Origin of the sequence: Ramlibacter tataouinensis TTB310 (assembly GCF_000215705.1) — a bacterium.
GTDB lineage: Bacteria > Pseudomonadota > Gammaproteobacteria > Burkholderiales > Burkholderiaceae_C > Ramlibacter > Ramlibacter tataouinensis.
This window is the reverse complement of record NC_015677.1, coordinates 1,624,441-1,640,779: the sequence shown is the minus strand read 5'-3', so window position 1 is coordinate 1,640,779 and position 16,339 is coordinate 1,624,441. Positions and strand designations below refer to the sequence as shown.

15 protein-coding genes are annotated in these 16,339 nt (G+C 70.9%); 5 read left to right on the top strand and 10 right to left on the bottom strand.

Annotation, left to right across the window (positions count from 1 at the left end):
* Positions 1–8: 8 nt before the first annotated feature.
* From RTA_RS08025 to RTA_RS20955, 7 genes are all read right to left on the bottom strand, one after another.
* Positions 9–989, bottom strand: coding sequence for a branched-chain amino acid ABC transporter permease (locus RTA_RS08025; protein ID WP_013900889.1), 981 nt, complete (start codon positions 987–989; stop codon positions 9–11).
* Complete coding sequence (locus RTA_RS08020) at positions 986–1,711, bottom strand: ABC transporter ATP-binding protein (RefSeq protein WP_013900888.1); 726 nt, start codon at positions 1,709–1,711, stop codon at positions 986–988. The genes RTA_RS08025 and RTA_RS08020 overlap by 4 nt, the downstream gene beginning before the upstream one ends.
* Entirely contained in the window at positions 1,708–2,481 is a 774-nt protein-coding gene (locus tag RTA_RS08015) for an ABC transporter ATP-binding protein (RefSeq protein ID WP_013900887.1), read from the bottom strand. The genes RTA_RS08020 and RTA_RS08015 overlap by 4 nt, the downstream gene beginning before the upstream one ends.
* 16 nt (positions 2,482–2,497) lie before the next feature.
* Positions 2,498–3,994: an extracellular catalytic domain type 2 short-chain-length polyhydroxyalkanoate depolymerase gene (locus RTA_RS08010; RefSeq protein ID WP_013900886.1), complete on the bottom strand. Its 1,497-nt coding sequence runs from the start codon at positions 3,992–3,994 to the stop codon at positions 2,498–2,500.
* A gap of 129 nt (positions 3,995–4,123) precedes the next feature.
* Entirely contained in the window at positions 4,124–5,317 is a 1,194-nt protein-coding gene (locus RTA_RS08005; protein WP_013900885.1) for a substrate-binding domain-containing protein, read from the bottom strand.
* 93 nt (positions 5,318–5,410) lie between these two features.
* A complete protein-coding gene (locus tag RTA_RS08000) occupies positions 5,411–6,922 on the bottom strand; it encodes a sigma-54 interaction domain-containing protein (protein WP_013900884.1) in 1,512 nt (503 codons plus the stop codon).
* A 153-nt stretch (positions 6,923–7,075) separates the two neighbouring features.
* Positions 7,076–8,629: a hypothetical protein gene (locus tag RTA_RS20955; protein ID WP_049871250.1), complete on the bottom strand. Its 1,554-nt coding sequence runs from the start codon at positions 8,627–8,629 to the stop codon at positions 7,076–7,078.
* Between the two features lie 466 nt (positions 8,630–9,095).
* Between RTA_RS20955 and RTA_RS07985 the strand changes: the two genes are divergently transcribed.
* Positions 9,096–10,337 (top strand): glycerophosphodiester phosphodiesterase family protein, encoded by a 1,242-nt coding sequence (locus tag RTA_RS07985; protein ID WP_013900882.1) that lies wholly within the window; start codon positions 9,096–9,098, stop codon positions 10,335–10,337.
* Between the two features lie 4 nt (positions 10,338–10,341).
* Here RTA_RS07985 and RTA_RS07980 read toward each other — a convergent pair whose 3' ends face one another.
* Genes RTA_RS07980 through RTA_RS07970 form a run of 3 tightly spaced genes read right to left on the bottom strand, consistent with a single transcriptional unit; the run spans position 10,342 to position 13,312 of the window.
* Positions 10,342–11,853: a tripartite tricarboxylate transporter permease gene (locus tag RTA_RS07980; RefSeq protein WP_013900881.1), complete on the bottom strand. Its 1,512-nt coding sequence runs from the start codon at positions 11,851–11,853 to the stop codon at positions 10,342–10,344.
* Positions 11,853–12,356 carry a tripartite tricarboxylate transporter TctB family protein gene (locus tag RTA_RS07975; protein ID WP_013900880.1) on the bottom strand — a complete coding sequence of 168 codons (504 nt, stop codon included), beginning with the start codon at positions 12,354–12,356 and terminating at the stop codon, positions 11,853–11,855. Before RTA_RS07975 ends, RTA_RS07980 begins: the two co-directional genes overlap by 1 nt.
* A complete protein-coding gene (locus RTA_RS07970) occupies positions 12,353–13,312 on the bottom strand; it encodes a Bug family tripartite tricarboxylate transporter substrate binding protein (RefSeq protein WP_013900879.1) in 960 nt (319 codons plus the stop codon). The genes RTA_RS07975 and RTA_RS07970 overlap by 4 nt, the downstream gene beginning before the upstream one ends.
* 88 nt (positions 13,313–13,400) lie before the next feature.
* Here RTA_RS07970 and RTA_RS07965 point away from each other — a divergent pair, with 88 nt between their 5' ends.
* From RTA_RS07965 to RTA_RS07950, 4 genes are all read left to right on the top strand, one after another.
* Positions 13,401–14,117 carry a response regulator transcription factor gene (locus tag RTA_RS07965; RefSeq protein WP_013900878.1) on the top strand — a complete coding sequence of 239 codons (717 nt, stop codon included), beginning with the start codon at positions 13,401–13,403 and terminating at the stop codon, positions 14,115–14,117.
* On the top strand, positions 14,114–15,526 hold the full coding sequence (locus tag RTA_RS07960; protein ID WP_013900877.1) for a sensor histidine kinase: 1,413 nt from the start codon (positions 14,114–14,116) through the stop codon (positions 15,524–15,526). Before RTA_RS07965 ends, RTA_RS07960 begins: the two co-directional genes overlap by 4 nt.
* A complete protein-coding gene (locus tag RTA_RS07955; RefSeq protein ID WP_013900876.1) occupies positions 15,526–15,939 on the top strand; it encodes an RNA-binding S4 domain-containing protein in 414 nt (137 codons plus the stop codon). The genes RTA_RS07960 and RTA_RS07955 overlap by 1 nt, the downstream gene beginning before the upstream one ends.
* Positions 15,940–16,092: 153 nt before the next feature.
* The gene (locus RTA_RS07950; protein WP_013900875.1) at positions 16,093–16,302 is read left to right on the top strand and encodes a hypothetical protein; all 210 of its coding nucleotides are present in this window, start codon (positions 16,093–16,095) and stop codon (positions 16,300–16,302) included.
* Positions 16,303–16,339 lie beyond the last annotated feature (37 nt).

Sequence of the window (16,339 nt, the reverse complement as noted above, 5' to 3'; positions counted from 1 at the left end):
GGACGGGCTCACTTCGACAGCGCGTACACGCCCTGGGGACGCCACAGCAGGATGGCCATCATCAGCGCGATGTTGGAGAACAGCGCCGCCTTGGGCACCAGGAAACCGGTGTAGTTGGCCATCAGGCCCACCAGCAGCGCGCCGATCAGGGCGCCGGTGGTCGAGCCCAGGCCGCCGATGATGAGCACGATGAAGATCAGTACGTTGACCTGGGCGCCCATCTGCGGGACCACGTTTTGCTGGTACAGGCCCCACATCACGCCGCCCAGCCCGGCCAGCGCGCTGCCCACGACGAAGACGCCGATGAACAGGACGCGGATGCGGTAGCCCAGCGACTCCACCATCTCGCGGTCCTGCACGCCGGCACGGATCAGCAGGCCGATCTTGGTGCGCGTGAGCGTCCACAGCAGGATGGCGAACACCGCGACGCCGACGATCACGGCCAGCAGGCGGTACCTCTCCACCGCGGCATCGCCCAACAGCACGGTGCCGCGCATGCCTTGCGGCAGCGGCAGCGGGATCTGCAGCGGGCCCCAGATCACCTTGATCAGTTCCTCGCCGATGATCATGCCGCCCATGGTGATGAGAATCTGTTTCAGGTGGTTGCCGTACACCGGCCGCACGATGAAGCGCTCGAACGCCAGCCCGACGGCGCCGGCGACGAGCATGGCCACCACCATGGCCGGGAACACCGCCAGCAGGTTGGTCAGCAGGCTCTGCGACGCCGTGTAGTCGCCCATGGCGCCCAGCACGCTGGTGGCGACGAAGGCGCCCAGCGCGATGAACACCCCGTGCCCGAAGTTCAGCACGTCCATCAGGCCGAACACCAGCGTCAGGCCCGAGGCGATGATGAAGATGATCATGCCCATGGCCAGGCCGGCCACGGTGAGCGTCACCCAGGTGGAGGCCGAGCCGATGAAGGGCAGCACGGCCAGGGCCAGCAGCGGCACCAGGGCCAGGGGTTTCCAGTCCAGCTCTCTCAAGTTCACAGCGCCAACCCCAGCAGCGAACGCTGCAGTTCCTCGTCCTGCGCCAGCTCGCGCATCGCGCCGGCATGCACCACGCGTCCGTTGTCCATCACCGCCACCGTGTCGCCCAGCCGCTTGGCGAAATTGATGTTCTGCTCGACCAGCAGCAGCGTCACGCCGCTGGCCTTGAGCTCGGCGAAGGCGTCGATCATGTTGTTGATGATGGCCGGCGCCAGCCCCTTGCTGGGCTCGTCGATGACCAGCAGCTGGCGCGGCTCGACGATGGCGCGCGAGACCGCCAGCATCTGCTTCTGCCCGCCCGACAGCTTGCCGGCCGGGTGGTTCCAGAACTTCTGCACCGCGGGGAACAGCCGGAAGATCCACTTCAGCCGCGCGTCGTCGATCTCGCCGGCGCGGCGCGCCCGGCGCGCGGCCAGCAGCATGTTCTCCTTCACGGTCAGGTCCGCGAAGATGCCCATGGTCTCCGGCACATAGGCCACGCCCTGTCCCGCGATCTGCGGCGTCGCCAGGCGGGTGATGTCCTGCCCGTCGAAGCGGATGCTGCCCTGCGAGGCCTGCCACAGGCCCATGATGGTGCGCAGCGTGGTGGTCTTGCCCGCGCCATTGCGGCCCAGCAGCATGGTGAGCTGGCCGCGCGGCACCTGCAGGTCCACCCCGTGCAGGATGTGGTACGCGCCGATGTGCGTGTGCACGCCGGAGAGTTCGAGGAGGTTGACGCTCATGCCGCCTCCTTGGCTGCAACGCCCAGGTAAGCCTCTTGGACGATCGGCAGCGCGATCACCTCGGCCGGCTTGCCGTCGGCCACCAGGGCGCCGTTATGCAGCACGATGATGCGGTCGGCCAGCTCGCGCACCACGTCCATCTTGTGCTCCACCAGCAGGATGGTCTTGCTGCGGTCCTGCTTGAGCCTGCGGATCAGATCGAGGATCACCGGCGCCTCGGCCGCGTTCATGCCGGCCGTGGGCTCGTCGAACATGAAGACCTGCGGCTCCAGGGCCATCAGCAGCGCCACCTCCAGCTTGCGCTGGTCGCCGTGCGGTAGGTTGGCCACCAGCTCCTCCTCCTTGTCGCGCAGGGCCACCGCCGCCAGGACCTCGTCCGCCCGCGCGCGCAGCGCTCCATGGTCGCTCCACACGCTCCACAGGTTGAGGCCGCGCCGGTGCCGCCCCTCGCGGCTGGCCTGCACCGCCAGCCGCACGTTCTCCAGCACCGACAGGCGCGGGAACAGGTTGGTGAGCTGGAAGGCGCGGCCCAGCCCGGCGCGGGTGCGCTCGGACGCCGGCAGGCGCGACAGGTCGCGCCCGCCCAGCGTCACCGAGCCCGCGCTCGCCCTGAGCTGGCCCGAGATCAGGTTGAAGTAGGTGGTCTTGCCGGCGCCGTTGGGGCCCACGATGGCGGTCAGCGTGCCGGGCTCGAACGAGCAGGTCACGGCATCGACCGCCACGTGGCCGCCGAAGCGGACCGTGAGATCACGGGTGGCGAGCAGGCTCATGGTCTCCTTGTGAACGCTAGCAGGTGCCGATCACGTAGTAGTTCGTGCCGGTTTGCTTCAGCGTGGTCGTGGTGTAGGTGTTCCACAGCCCCATGTACTGGTTGGAGCCGTTGGCGTAGGTATACCCGCCCGAGGTGTAGGCGCGGCCGGCGGTGGTGTGGGTGTAGTTGCTGGAGGTGTAGCAGGTGGCCGCCGTGCCGGTGGTGGTGCCGCTGACCGGCGCCGAGGCCGCGCCCTCCACGCCGTTGGCGTCCGCCGCGCGAACCGTCCAGCTGTAGGTGGTGCCGGGCGAGAGGTTGCCGTCGGTGAAGCTGGTGCCCGTCACCGTCAACGCGTTGGTCTTGTTGCCGTTGCGGTAGACGTTGTAACCCGCGGCGCCGGTCACCGAGCTCCAGGCGATGTTCATCGAGGTGTTGGTCGCGCCCGAAGCCGTGACGTTGGTCGGGGCCGGCAGCGTGGTCGAGCCGCCGTCGGAGCCGGCGCCGGAGGACACGTGGTCGACCATCGCCTTGAGCGCGGTGATCTGCGCGCCGGTCTTCTGCGCGAAGTTGCTGCCGTACCAGCCGATCCAGTCCCAGCAGCCGTTGGGGTTGCTCAGCGAGCCGCTGGCCGCGGTCTGGCGGCTGATGTTGTCCACCTTGGTCTGCGGGAACAGCACGACGATGCTGTTGGTGTCGGCCCAGCGGGTGTAGCCGGTGTTCTTGATGAACTTGTCGCCGATGGTGGCGTAGGTCTGCTGGCAGCCGTGCAGCGCCACGTGCACCTTGCACTGCGAGCCGCTGGCGCAGTTGCTCGGCACGTAGGCCCAGCCGGTCGCGGCCATCCCGGGGTTGCTGTTGGTGAACGGGGTCTGGTCGAACTCGATGTAGTTGGCGGCGGCCGGCGCGTTGTTGCGCGCGTTCAGCGTGCCGTAGAGCCGGGTCAGCACCGCCTTGGCGCCGTCGTAGCCGCAGTTGCTGATGTAGGGCGAGCTGCTGCTGCTGCAGCTGTTGTTGCCGGTGGCGTCGAAGTCCGTGGGGAAGACGTGCGCGGTGCCGGCGCGCTGGACGAACTCCAGGTTGGCCGTGGGCACGCCGTTGTTGGCGTACTGCGTGCGGGCGGCGTTCATCGGGTTGGGGCCCACCGTCGCGTCGCTGCTGCCCACGAACATGAAGATCTTCTGGGCGGCCACGTTGGCCTTGTCGTCGATCTGGCCGCCGCTCCAGCTGTTGATGCTGTTCTGCATGGTCGCCAGCTGGGTGCTGCTGATGCTGGCGTTGTACATGCAGGCGGTGTAGTTGTTGTGGCCGGCGCACATGTAGGGCCCGGCGGCGAACACGCCCACGCCCTTGAACGTGGCCGAATGCGCATAGCCCAGCTGGCTGGCCATGAAGCCGCCCGAGGACAGGCCGGACACCGTGGTGCGCGACTTGTCAATGTTGAGCTTGGGCAGGGCCACGGCGGCGTGGGCGGCCGCGGTGGCCGCCATGAGGAAGGCGCCGGCCAGCAGCGTGGGCGCAAATCTGAATCTCATCGTCTTGTCTCCTTGGTGGTGGTGGTTCGAACGGACACGAAACCTCATCGCCCCGTGTGGCCCGGGGTTGGAACGACTGGAACTTCAGAGGGGAAAACGGGACCGGGCAGGCAATGCCCGGCCGGCGCATCAGCGCTTGTTGCGGATGGGGACGTTCATCTCGGCCGGCTTGATCTCCTTGACGAGATGCAGGTCGGCCATGGCGCCGGGCTTGGCGCCGGGCGCGACGCGGAAGTGGTACATGGACTGCATGGCCTGGTGGTCCTCCTTGCGGAAGGTCATCATGCCCTTGGGCGTCTCGAAGGACATGCCTTCCATGGTGGCGATCAGCTTGTCGGTGGCGGTGTCGCCGTTGGTCTTCTTCAGCGCGGTGACCAAAGCCATCGCAGCAGAGAAGCCGCCGGCGGTGAAGAAGTCGGGCGGGCCCTGGAAGCGCTGGTAGTGGTTGGTCACCAGCCACAGGTTGGGCTGGTTCTTGGAGAAGCCGAAGTAGTAGTAGCTGGCGCCTTCCATGCCCGGGAACTGGTTGTAGGCCACCATGGCCGGCAGGATGTTGCCGCCGGTGGCGATCTCGATGCCGTGGCGCTTCAAGTCCAGGTCGGCGATCTTGAACGGGTTGCCCGAGCCGGCCCACACGATCCAGATCACCTTGCGGCCCGGCTGGTCCTTGAGCTTGTCGATCAGCCGCTGGGCGCCTGCCGTGAAGTCCGTGGTGTTCTGCGGCAGGTACTCCTCATGGACGATCTTGGCGCTCTTGACCGCCTCCTTGAAGGCCTTGACGCCGTCGCGGCCGAAGGCGTAGTCCTGCGCCAGGGTGGCGATCACGGTGCCGGGCTTGTCCAACGCCACGGCGTTGGAGATCGCGTCCTGCGAGCTGTTGCGGCCGGTGCGGAAGATGTACTTGTTCCACTTGTCGCCGGTGATGGAGTCGGCCACCGCGGGCTCGACCAGCAGGATCTTCTTGTACTCCTCGGCCACCGGCAGCATGGCCAGCGCGACGCCGGAGGAGGTGGGGCCGACGGCCAGGTCCACCTTGTCGTCGGCATAGGCCGTGGCCAGCAGCGACTTGCCCAGGTCGGGCTTGCCCTGGTCGTCCTTCTCGATGACGACGATCTTGCGGCCGTTGATCGTCATGGTGCCGCCGGTCGCGTACTCCAGGCCCATGGTCAGCCCCACCTGGGTCTGCTTGCCGTACGCCTCCAGCGGGCCGGTGCGGCTGTAGACGTGGGCGATCCTGATGTCCTTGGCCTGGGCAAAGGCCAGGGGCGCGGCGAGCGTGGCAGTGGCGAGGGCGGCGAGGCCCACCCAGGTGCGGCGTTGCATTACGTTGTCTCCTTATGGTGTCTGCACGAATCCGGGGCAGGGAACGCACGAGCCGTGCCAGCCGCCCAAGTGCCTGTGGCGCCTGGGTTTCCTTCAGCCGCAGCGCCCCGTGTCCGGAAACCGGACAACCGAGCCTGTCCGGGAAACGGACACTGCCCGGTTTCCAGCCAGTGCCTCCAGCCGCTCATACAGCTTGGCCCGCGAGATGCCCAGCAGCCGCGCGGCGGCCAGCTTGTTGCCACCGGTGGCGGACAGCGCGGCCTGGATGGCCTGGCGCTCGACCTCGGCCACCTGCTCGGCCAGGGGCCGCAGGGCGGCTGCCGATGCCGGTGCGGCCGGTGGCGGCTCGACGCGCTCGACGCCCGACTCGCGCAGCACCGCCTCCAGCTCGCCCGCGCCCAGATGCGGCGAGTCGCTGCGCATCGCGGCCTGCTCCAGCACGTTGCGCAGCTCGCGGATGTTGCCGCGCCAGCCCTGGGCCTGCAGCAGCGCCAGCGCGTCCGCCGACAGCTCGGGCGGCGGCGTGCCGTTGCGCAGCGCCATGTCCTCGGCCAGCACCTCCACCAGCGCCGGGATGTCGGCGCGCCGCTCGCGCAGCGGCGGCACGCGCAGGGGCAGCACGTTCAGGCGGTAGTACAGGTCCTCGCGGAACCGGCCCTCGCGCACCAGCGCGCCCAGGTCGCGCGAGGTCGCGGCGATCACGCGGGCGTCGAAGGGCACGACCTTGTTGGAGCCCAGGGGCTCGATCTCGCCCTCCTGCAGCGCGCGCAGCAGCTTGGGCTGCAGGCTGGGCGGCATGTCGCCGATCTCGTCCAGGAACAGCGTGCCGCCGTCGGCCAGCTTGAACTTGCCGTCGCGGCCCTTGCGGTCGGCGCCGGTGTAGGCGCCCGGCGCGACGCCGAAGAACTCGGCCTCCAGCAGCGTGTCGGGCACGGCGGCGATGTTGATGCTGACGAACGGCCGGCTGGCGCGGGGCGATGCGGCATGGATGGCATGGGCCAGCAGCTCCTTGCCGGTGCCGGTCTCCCCCAGCAGCAGCACCGGGCTGGCCGTGGCGGCCGCGCGCCGGGCCTGCCGCTTGACCTCGGCGGCGGCGGGGCTGGCGCCGACGAAGCTGGCCAGCGTGTACTTGGTGCGGCGCTGGCTGGCCAGTTCGCGCCGGGCATCGTCCAGCTCGCGCTGCAGGTGGGCGAACTTCTGGATCAGCGGCTGCAGCGTGGTCTCGGGGTGGTCGAACAGCACGATGCCGATGGCGCCTATCACCTCGCCGCTGGCGTCGTCGCGCAGCGGGATGCGGCTGACCACGAAGGTGCCGGCGCGGTTGGTGAGCAGGTCCACCAGGATGGGCTTGCCGGTCTCCAGCACGCGCCGCATCTGGGTGTTGGGCACCACGTCCTCCACGCGGTGGCCCAGGAACTGGTCCACCGACGAGAAGCCCAGGGCCGGCAGGAAGCGCTTGTAGCCGTCGTTCAGCCAGACGATGCGTCCGCCGCGGTCCACCAGGAACATGCCCTCGCTGGCGCTGGAGAACAGCTGGAACATGGACCGCGCGGCCAGCTCCAGGATGCGTTCGCCGTCGCGGGGAAGGTTGTCGGGAAGCGCCATGGGCGCGATGTTACGCCGCGGCCGGCGGCCGCGGCATCGCTGCGCTTCGCGCCCGCTACTGGGTCGACGGCAGGGGCCGGTCCAGGATCAAGGGCTCCTGCGGCGGAAGCGTCTGCGCGGAGGGCAGGCCGTCCCGCGACGGGATGGGGAAGGTCACGGATCCCGCGGGCGCCGCCGACCCCGGCGCCGGGGCGCTCGGCGCCGAAGGGCCAGGAGACGAGGCCACCGAAGGCCCCGCGCCCATCGACTGGGTTTCCGTGATGGCAGGAGGAACCTGCGGCTGCGCCGATGCCGTCGGCGCCGGCCGGGCAGCGGGGACGCTGACCACGGCAGGAACGGACACACTGGCCGGACCGGGCACGGGGCCGGGAACCGGGCCCGCGGTCCGGGGCGATGCCGGCACCGTCCGGATGATCGCGATGCCCGGACCCGGAGCGGGCCCCACGCCGTCGGGCGCCGGCCCGCCCGCATCCATGGTTGGCGAGACGGCAGCCGGCGCCGTGCTGCCCACGGCAGCTGCTGCTGCATTGCCCGCGCTGGACGTGCCCGGGCCGGTGCTGCCGGCCGCGTTTCCGGGCGCGGCCGCTGCCGCGCCAGCGGTGCCGGTTCCGGCACTGCCGCTGCCCGCACCACCGGTACCGGTGCTACCGGTGCTGCCAGTGCCACCGGCTGTCCCTGCACTGGCACCGCCCGCGGCGCCAGCACTGCTGCCTCCAGCACTGCCCCCGGTTCCAGCCCCGGCAGTCCCGCCGCTGCTTCCGGCTGCTGCAGCACCGCCGCTGCCCGAGCCTGCGCCACTGCTTCCCGTGCCGCCGGCACCTCCGGCCCCGGCGGCACTGCCTCCCCCGGTGCCGGCGCTTCCCGCTCCAGCGCCACCTGCGGCGCCAGCCCCTGATCCCCCGGCGCCAGCCCCCGCCGCACCCGCGCCACCTGCGCTGGCACCCCCGGCTCCTGCGCCGCCGGCTCCGGCACCACTGCCTGCTCCCCCGGCGCCTGCACCACCCCCTGCACTTGCTCCTCCCGCACCGGCGCCACTGCCGGCACCGGCACCTGCGCCACCACCTGCCCCAGCACCCGCACCGCCTGCGCCGGCCCCGCCACCCGCGCCGCCAGCACCTCCTCCTGCGCCTGCACCACCTGCGCCCGCACCACCGGCTCCGCCGCCAGCGCCTCCTCCTGCACCCGCACCGCCGGCACCTGCACCACCGGCGCCTCCGGCACCCGCGCCGCCCGCCCCGGCGCCACCACCACCGGCCCCAGCGCCTCCCGCTCCGGAACCGCCACCTGCCCCGCCAGCCCCTGCCCCGCCAGCCCCCGCTCCGCCGCCACCAGCTCCCGCGCCGCCGGCGCCCGCTCCCCCAGCGCCGGCGCCGCCGCCAGCCCCTGCTCCTCCGGCCCCGGCGCCACCGCCTGCACCTCCAGCCCCTGCTCCTCCCGCGCCGCCAGCACCTGCTCCTCCAGCACCCGCACCACCGCCGCCAGCCCCTGCTCCTCCGGCCCCGGCGCCACCGCCTGCACCTCCAGCCCCTGCTCCTCCCGCTCCACCACCGCCAGCTCCTGCGCCCCCGGCGCCCGCTCCACCCCCGCCAGCCCCTGCTCCTCCGGCCCCGGCGCCACCGCCTGCACCTCCACCCGCTCCACCCCCGGCTCCCCCGGCCCCACCGCCTGCGCCTCCAGCGCCCGCACCGCCCCCGCCAGCCTGGGCAAAGGTATCCGGCGGGTAGCTGAGGCCGAACGCTCCGGCCAAGGCCAAGGACAGCAGGCTCAGGCCGAACTTTCTGGCAAGGGTTTTCATGGGGACATCTCCTTCATGGCGGGTCGGCAACAGACCGCAGGGTGGATCGACACACGCTGCGCGCCGGCAACGCCCGACAGCGCGGACGGCGCAAGGCTCAGCATGTCAAAGCATGGTGGATGGGCTGCGCCACGAAGCCATCGGGCAGCACGGAAGACTGTCGTCAGCAAGAAGGCATTCGCATGTCGGCGGACATCGACTCAGCGGTTCCCCGCGACGACGGATCCGCAGCGCCGCCACGGCTGCCAAGCAGCGAGCGGCAGGTCCGCCCGAGTCACGATGGCGTCATCGCCGCCGGCTAGATTGACACGGCCGCGCTTCCGATGCGTGGCGCCGTGGCGTATCGTGGCCGCGGCATCCCCCACCCAAGGAGACTCCATGCGCCACCGTTTTCTCAGCTTCACCCTGGCCGGCCTCGCCGGCCTGCTGCCGGGCCTGGGCCTGGCCGACGAGCCCGCCAGCGTCCAGATGGGCCCGCGCCCGTTCTTCCTGGTCGAGGACATGAAGCCGGGTGCCCTCAAGTCGGAGCTGCAGGCCTGCGCCGCCAAGCGCGACCGCTGGCGCAGCAGCGACTTCTCGATCGGCCACCGGGGTGCGCCGCTGCAATTCCCCGAGCACACCAAGGAAAGCTACGAGGCGGCCGCGCGCATGGGGGCCGGCATCGTCGAGTGCGACGTGACCTTCACCAAGGACAAGGAGCTGGTGTGCCGGCATGCCCAGAACGACCTGCACACCACCACCAACATCCTGGCCACGCCGCTGGCGTCCAAGTGCGTCAAGCCGTTCACGCCCGCGGTCTTCGATGCCGCCGGCACGCTGGTCAGGCCGGCCAGCGCCGAATGCCGCACCAGCGAGGTGACCCTGGCCGAGTTCAAGACCCTGCGCGGCAAGATGGACGCCTTCAACCCGCGCGCCCGCACCGTGGCCGAGTACATGGCCGGCACGGCCAACTGGCGCACCGACCTGTATTCCGGCCCCACCAGCGGCACCCTGCTCACGCACAGGGAGAGCATCGAGCTGTTCAAGAAGCTGGGCGTGAAGATGACGCCGGAACTCAAGAACGCGAGCGTGACCATGCCCTTCGACGGCTTCTCCCAGGAGGCCTACGCGCAGAAGATGATCGACGAGTACAAGCAGGCCGGCGTGCCGCCGCGCCGCGTCTGGCCGCAGTCGTTCAGCAAGGACGACGTGCTGTACTGGGTGCGCAGCGAGCCGGCCTACGGCAAGCAGGCGGTGTACCTGGACGACGCCAACACCGTGGCCGACCTGCCCGGCTACGCGGAGCTGGCCTCGTACAAGATGCAGGGCATCCAGATCGTCGCGCCGCCGATCTTCGCCCTGCTCACCACCGACGCCGCCGGCAACATCGTGCCCTCGCAGTACGCGCGCAATGCCAAGACCGCCGGCCTGGACATCATCACCTGGAGCCTGGAGCGCTCGGGCATCCTGGCCGACGGCAACAACGGCTCCTACTACCAGAGCGTCGATCCGGCCATCCGCCGCGAAGGCGACATGATGCAGGTGCTGGACGTGCTCGCCAAGCAGGTCGGCGTGCTGGGCGTGTTCTCCGACTGGCCCGCCACCACCACCTTCTACGCCAACTGCGCCGGGATCCGCTGAGTCCTCAGGCGCCCGGCGCGACCGCCCGCCGGGCGCTCCGCCGGGCCAGCAGCCGGGGCAGCACCAGCACCGCCACCACCGCCAGCAGCAGCGCCAGGGACATGGGGCGCTGCAGGAACACGGCGAAGCTGCCCTCGCCGATGGACACCGCGTTGCGCAGCTGCGCCTCGGCCAGCGGGCCCAGGATCATGCCCACCACCACCGGCGCCGTGGGGAAATCGAAGCGCCGCATCACCACGCCCAGCAGGCCGATGCCCCACAGCAGCACCAGGTCGAACGCGCTCTGGCGCATGCCGTAGGCGCCCACCGTGGCGAAGATCAGGATGCCGGCATACAGCTGGGGCTTGGGGATCTTCAGCAACTGCACCCACAGCCGCACCATCGGCAGGTTCAGCACCAGCAGCATCACATTGCCGATGTAGAGCGAGGCGATCAGCGCCCAGACCAGCGCCGCCGAGCTGGTGAACAGCTGCGGCCCGGGCTGGATGCCGTAGTTCTGGAAGGCGCCCAGCAGGATGGCCGTGGTGTTGGACGTGGGGATGCCCAGGGTCAGCAGGGGGATCAGCGCCGCGGTCACGCTGGCGTTGTTGGCCGCCTCGGGCCCGGCCACCCCTTCGATCGCGCCCTTGCCGCCGAACTCGGCCAGGTTCTCGCCCTTGGCCAGCTTCTTCTCGGTGGCGTAGCTCAGGAAGGTGGGGATCTCGGTCCCGCCGGCGGGGATGCAGCCGAAGGGCGCGCCGATGGCGGTGCCGCGCAGCCAGGCCGGGATGGAGCGGCGCCAGTCCCGGCCCGTCATGTACACCTTGCTCATGGGGTTGCGTGTCTCGCTCACCCGGCCTTCGTACATGGCGGCGTACAGCACCTCCGCCACCGCGAACAGGCCCACGGCCACCAGCACGATCTCGATGCCGTCCAGCAGCTCGGCCACACCCAGCGTGTAGCGGGGCTGGCCCGAGATCTGGTCCAGGCCGATGCAGCCGATCGCCAGCCCGAGGAACAGCGCCGTCAGGCCGCGCAGCGTGCTCTTGCCCAGCACCGCGCTGACGGTGGTGAAGGCCAGCACCATCAGCATGAAGTACTCGGGCGGCCCGAGCCGGACCGCGAACTCGGCGACATAGGGCGCGAACAGCGTGACCACCACCGTGGCGATGGTGCCGGCCACGAAGGAGCCGATGGCCGCCGTCGCCAGCGCCGCGCCGGCGCGGCCGCTCTTGGCCATCTTGTTGCCTTCCATGGCCGTGACCATGGTGGCGGTCTCGCCGGGGGTGTTCAGCAGGATCGATGTGGTCGAGCCGCCGTACATCGCGCCGTAGTAGATGCCGGCGAAGAAGATCATCGAGGCCGTGACCTCGACCTGCCCGGTGATGGGCAGCAGCATGGCCACCGCGACCGCCGGCCCGATGCCGGGCAGCACGCCCACCGCCGTGCCCAGGGCGCAGCCGACCAGCGCCCACAGCAGGTTGGCCGGGCTGATGGCGGTGGCGAAGCCCTGCAGCAGCGCGTCGAGGATGTCCATCAGATCCAGCCCGTGGACGTCAGGCCCGGCAGGTTGATGGCCAGGAACTTGGTGAACAGCCAGTACACCGGCGCCGAGATGGCCGCGCCGGTGATGGCGTCAATGACCAGCGTGCGCGGGCCGATCGGCTGGCCGGCCGCGCGGCGCAAACCCTGCACCGCCAGCAGGTAGCACAGCGTGCAGCTGAGCAGGAAGCCGATGGTGGTGATCAGCGCGGCATTGGCCAGCAACCCGGCCGAGACCCAGGCGAAGCCCGGCCACCAGGCCCGGGCCGCGCCGGACGGCGGATCCATGTTCCGGAAGCCGCCGGTGCGCGCTTCGCGGACGATGGCCACGCCGCACACGGCCAGTGCCACCGACACCACCCAGGGCAGGAAGTTGGGGCCGACGCCGCCATAGCCGGCGGCCGCCGGGATCTGCAGGGCCCCCGCCGCCAGCGCCAGGCCCAGGAGCAGCACGCCGGCGCCGACGGCGCTCTGCACCGCCTTGCTGCCGCCGCTCACACCATGCCTGACTTGACCATGGTGGCGCGCAGGCTGGCGAACTCGTCGTCGACGAACTTCCCGAAAGCCGGGCCGGCCAGCACGGCCGGCGTCCAGTTGTTCTTCTCCAGCGACTCCTGCCAGGACTTGGTCTTGAGCGCGGCCAGCACCATGTCGGTGAGCTGCTTGCGCTGGGCGTCGTTGATGCCGGGCGCGCCGTACACGCCGCGCCAGTTGCCGATCTCGACGTTGATGCCCTGCTCCTTGAGCGTGGGCACGTCGATGCCCTTCAGCCGCGTGCCCGAGGTGACCCCGATGGGGCGCATCTTGCCGGCGGCGATGAACTCGGCGAACTCGCTGTAGCCGCTGCCGCCCACCGTGACGTTGCCGCCCAGGATGGCCGCCGTGGCCTCGCCGCCGCCGCGGAAGGCGACGTAGTTGATCTTGGCCGGGTCGACGCCCACGTCGCGCGCGATCATCGCCGCGGCGATGTGCTCGGTGGAGCCGCGCGAGCCGCCGCCCCACTTGACGCTGCCGGGATCCTTCTTGAGCTGGTTGACCACGTCCGCCATGGTCTTGAACGGCGAATTGGCCGGCAGCACGAACACGTTGTACTCGCTGGTCAGCCGCGCGATCGGCGTGGCCTGGGTCAGGCTGACCGGCGGCTTGCCGGTGATGATGCCGCCCAGCATCACCGCGCCCATCACCATCATGGCGTTCGGATCGCCCTTGCTGGCGTTGACGAACTGGGCCAGGCCCAGCGCGCCCGCAGCGCCGCCCTTGTTGTCGTAGCTGACGTTGTCGGCGACCTTGGCTTCCTGCAGCGCCTTGCCCAGCGCCCGGCCGGTGATGTCCCAGCCGCCGCCCGGGTTGGCGGGGATCATCATCTTCACGTTGGCCGCCGCGCGTGCCGGCAGCGGCAACGCACCGGCCGCCGCCAGGGCAGCAAGGGTCTTGAGGAAGGTATCGCGGCGCATGGTGTCTCCTTGGAATGGGGTCGGCGCCCATGATGCGCCGTCCACCTGTCATTCGGCTGTCCTGCCGCATTGGGGAAACTACCGAAGGATGCGGGCGGCCACGGACCGGCTAACCTCACGGCCGCGAATGAAACTGCTGCTGGTGGAAGACGACGCGCCGATGCGGCGCACGCTGGAGCGGGCGCTGGCCCGCCGGGGCATGGCCGTGACGGCCTGCGCGGACGGGCCGCGCGCGCTGGCGCTGTGGCAGGCCGCGCCGCCCGACGTGGTCGTGCTGGACCTCAGCCTTCCCGGCCTGGACGGCCTGCAGGTGCTCGAGCATGCCCGCGGAGCCGGCCTGGCGGCGCCGGTGCTGATCCTGACGGCCCGCGGCACCGTGGGCGACCGCGTGCTGGGCCTGAACGCCGGCGCCGACGACTACCTGCCCAAGCCCTTCGACCTGGACGAGCTGGAAGCGCGGCTGCGCGCCCTGCTGCGCCGCCACCCGGGCTCGCAAGCCGAACCGCCCGCCCCCGCCTTGCACATCGGCGCGCTGCGCTACGACCGGGAGAGCGGCGCCTTCTACCGGCACGGCCAGGTGCTGGAGCTCACGCCGCGCGAGGCGGCGCTGCTGCAGGCGCTGGGCGCGCGGCCCGGCCACGCGGTGTCCAAGGAGCGGCTGTTCGAGCTGGTGTTCCCCGGCGAGCCGGACGTGCAGCCCGAGGCCATCGAGGTGGTGGTGTACCGGCTGCGCAAGAAGCTGGCGGATACCGGCGTCACCCTGATGACCCTGCGCGGGCTGGGCTACCTGCTGAAGGCCGCATGAACGGGCACCGGGCGGTCTCGCTGCGCCGCTACCTGCTGCTGGGCATCCTGGTACCGGTGGTGGTGCTGATCGCGCTCAATGGCGCCAGCCTCTACGGCACGGCGCTGTCGGCCGCCAACACCGCCTACGACCGCACGCTGCTGGCCTCGGCCAAGGTGATTGGCGAGCAGCTGGACGTGCAGGGCTACGACGAGCAGGCCCGGCTGCGCGCCACCGTCCCCTACTCGGCCCTGGAGGCCTTCGAGGCCGACAACCGCAGCCGGCTGTTCTACCGCGTCTCCGACCTGCGCGGCGAGCTGGTTTCCGGTTTCGCCGGCCTGCCCTTCTGGCGCGGCGAGTTGTCCCAGCGGCCGCCCTATGCCGCGCTGGTGGACTTCTACGACGACCGCTTCGAGGGCAGCGAAGTGCGGATGGCGGTGCTGCTGCAGCCGGTGGCCGGCGCCGGCGGCCGCGGCATGGCCGTGGTGCAGGTGGCCGAGACGCTGGAGCTGCGCCGCACCCTGGCCCGGCAGATCCTGATCGACACGCTGTGGCGCCAGGCCGGGCTGGTGGCAGTGATCGCCCTGGTCGCGGTGGTGGTGGTGCAGCGCGCCACCCGGCCGGTGCGGCGGCTGTCGGCCCAGCTGCAGGCCCGGCCGGAGGGCGACCTCACGGCCATCGCCGCGCCCGACGCGCCGCGCGAGCTGCTGCCGCTGGTCGAGGCCACCAACCAGGTGATGGCCCGCCTGGCCCAGCTGCTGGACAACCAGAAGCGCTTCGTGCGCGACACCGCGCACCAGCTGCGCACCCCCCTGGCCGTGCTCAAGACCCAGGTGCAGTCGGCGCTGCGCGGCGACATGGACGCACGCGATGCGCTGGCCGAGATCAACGCCACCGTGGACCGGGCCACCCAGCTGGCCAACCAGATGCTGTCGCTGGCCAAAGTCGAACAGCTGCGCCAGCAGCCCGCAAGCAGCAGCGACTGGGCCGCGGTGGTGCGTGCGGTGGCGCTCGAGCTGTCCCCGCTGGTGGCCGACAAGGACCTGGATTTCGAGATCGACACGCAGCCGGCGCCGGTGCGCTCGCACGAGTGGATGCTGCGCGAGCTGTCGCGCAACCTGCTGCACAACGCGATCCGGCATGGCCCGGCTGGCGGCAGGCTGTCGGTGCGGCTGGTGACGGACGGGCGCTGGGCCGCCCTCACCGTCGCGGACAGCGGACCGGGCATCGCCGTCGAGCTGCGCGGCCGCCTGTTCCAGCCCTTTGCCGCCGGCCGCGCGCACGGCGGCTCGGGCCTGGGTCTTGCCATCTGCCACGAGATCGTGTCGGCGCTGGGCGGCACGCTCGAGCTTGAAAACCGGCGCGGTCGGCGCCATACCGAGGGACTGGATGCCACGGCGCGCCTGCCGCTGGCCGACAATGGAGGCTGATGGACAGACTGCGCATCGACAAATGGCTGTGGGCCGCGCGTTTCTACAAGACGCGGACCCTGGCCACCGACGAGATCGGCAAGGGCCGGGTGGAGATCAACGGGCAGGAGGCCAAGCCGGCGCGCGAGGTCAAGGTCGGCGATACCGTGGCCGTGCGGCGGGAAGCGGTGACGCGCACCGTGGTCGTCAAGGCGCTGTCCAGCGTGCGGGGTCCGGCGCCGGTGGCCCAGCAGCTCTATGAGGAAACGGCCGACAGCCTGCGCGCGCGCGAGCAGGCCGCCGAGCAGCGCCGCTACGCCCGCGAACCGGCCCTGGCCATCGAGCACGGCCGGCCCACCAAGCGCGGCCGCCGCGAGCTCGACCAGGCGCAGCGCGGCTGGGGCGACCGCTGGAGCGCCTCGCTGGACGAGTAGCCGGCTGGGACCCCACATCCCCGTGGGAAATGTCCTGCGCTCAGCGTCGGAGGCCTCCCAATTCGCGCGCTGCGGCGCGCGGTGTCACGAAATGGACGCACGGCGCTCGCATACTTGTGGGTTCTCTTCCACAAAACAGATTCAGGGGACCCCATGAACGAACAGAAAACCTCTTCCATCCTGCAGCGACTGCCGGTCATCCTGGCGGTCACCGCAGCCTCGTACGGCCTGCAGGTGCCGCCCCAGGCGCTGCGGTTGACCGCCGCCGGCGCCTCCACGGTGAGGCACGACGAAACCACGCCGCGCAACGCCACTGCCGTGGCAGCACCCCGGCTCGGCAGTGAGACGCCGCGCCTGAGCTGACGCAGCTGCGCCACCCTCGAAAAAAGCCGCCCCCGAG

What these genes read in the sequence shown, in the direction of transcription:
- RTA_RS08000 (WP_013900884.1), bottom strand. Translation starts at nt 6,922, where the DNA reads ATGGCGCTTCCCGACAACCTTCCCCGCGACGGCGAACGCATCCTGGAG.
- RTA_RS08010 (WP_013900886.1), bottom strand. Translation starts at nt 3,994, where the DNA reads ATGAGATTCAGATTTGCGCCCACGCTGCTGGCCGGCGCCTTCCTCATG.
- RTA_RS07960 (WP_013900877.1), top strand. Translation starts at nt 14,114, where the DNA reads ATGAACGGGCACCGGGCGGTCTCGCTGCGCCGCTACCTGCTGCTGGGC.
- RTA_RS07980 (WP_013900881.1), bottom strand. Translation starts at nt 11,853, where the DNA reads ATGGACATCCTCGACGCGCTGCTGCAGGGCTTCGCCACCGCCATCAGC.
- RTA_RS08005 (WP_013900885.1), bottom strand. Translation starts at nt 5,317, where the DNA reads ATGCAACGCCGCACCTGGGTGGGCCTCGCCGCCCTCGCCACTGCCACG.
- RTA_RS08015 (WP_013900887.1), bottom strand. Translation starts at nt 2,481, where the DNA reads ATGAGCCTGCTCGCCACCCGTGATCTCACGGTCCGCTTCGGCGGCCAC.
- RTA_RS08020 (WP_013900888.1), bottom strand. Translation starts at nt 1,711, where the DNA reads ATGAGCGTCAACCTCCTCGAACTCTCCGGCGTGCACACGCACATCGGC.
- RTA_RS07985 (WP_013900882.1), top strand. Translation starts at nt 9,096, where the DNA reads ATGCGCCACCGTTTTCTCAGCTTCACCCTGGCCGGCCTCGCCGGCCTG.
- RTA_RS07965 (WP_013900878.1), top strand. Translation starts at nt 13,401, where the DNA reads ATGCGGGCGGCCACGGACCGGCTAACCTCACGGCCGCGAATGAAACTG.
- RTA_RS07955 (WP_013900876.1), top strand. Translation starts at nt 15,526, where the DNA reads ATGGACAGACTGCGCATCGACAAATGGCTGTGGGCCGCGCGTTTCTAC.
- RTA_RS07970 (WP_013900879.1), bottom strand. Translation starts at nt 13,312, where the DNA reads ATGCGCCGCGATACCTTCCTCAAGACCCTTGCTGCCCTGGCGGCGGCC.
- RTA_RS07950 (WP_013900875.1), top strand. Translation starts at nt 16,093, where the DNA reads ATGAACGAACAGAAAACCTCTTCCATCCTGCAGCGACTGCCGGTCATC.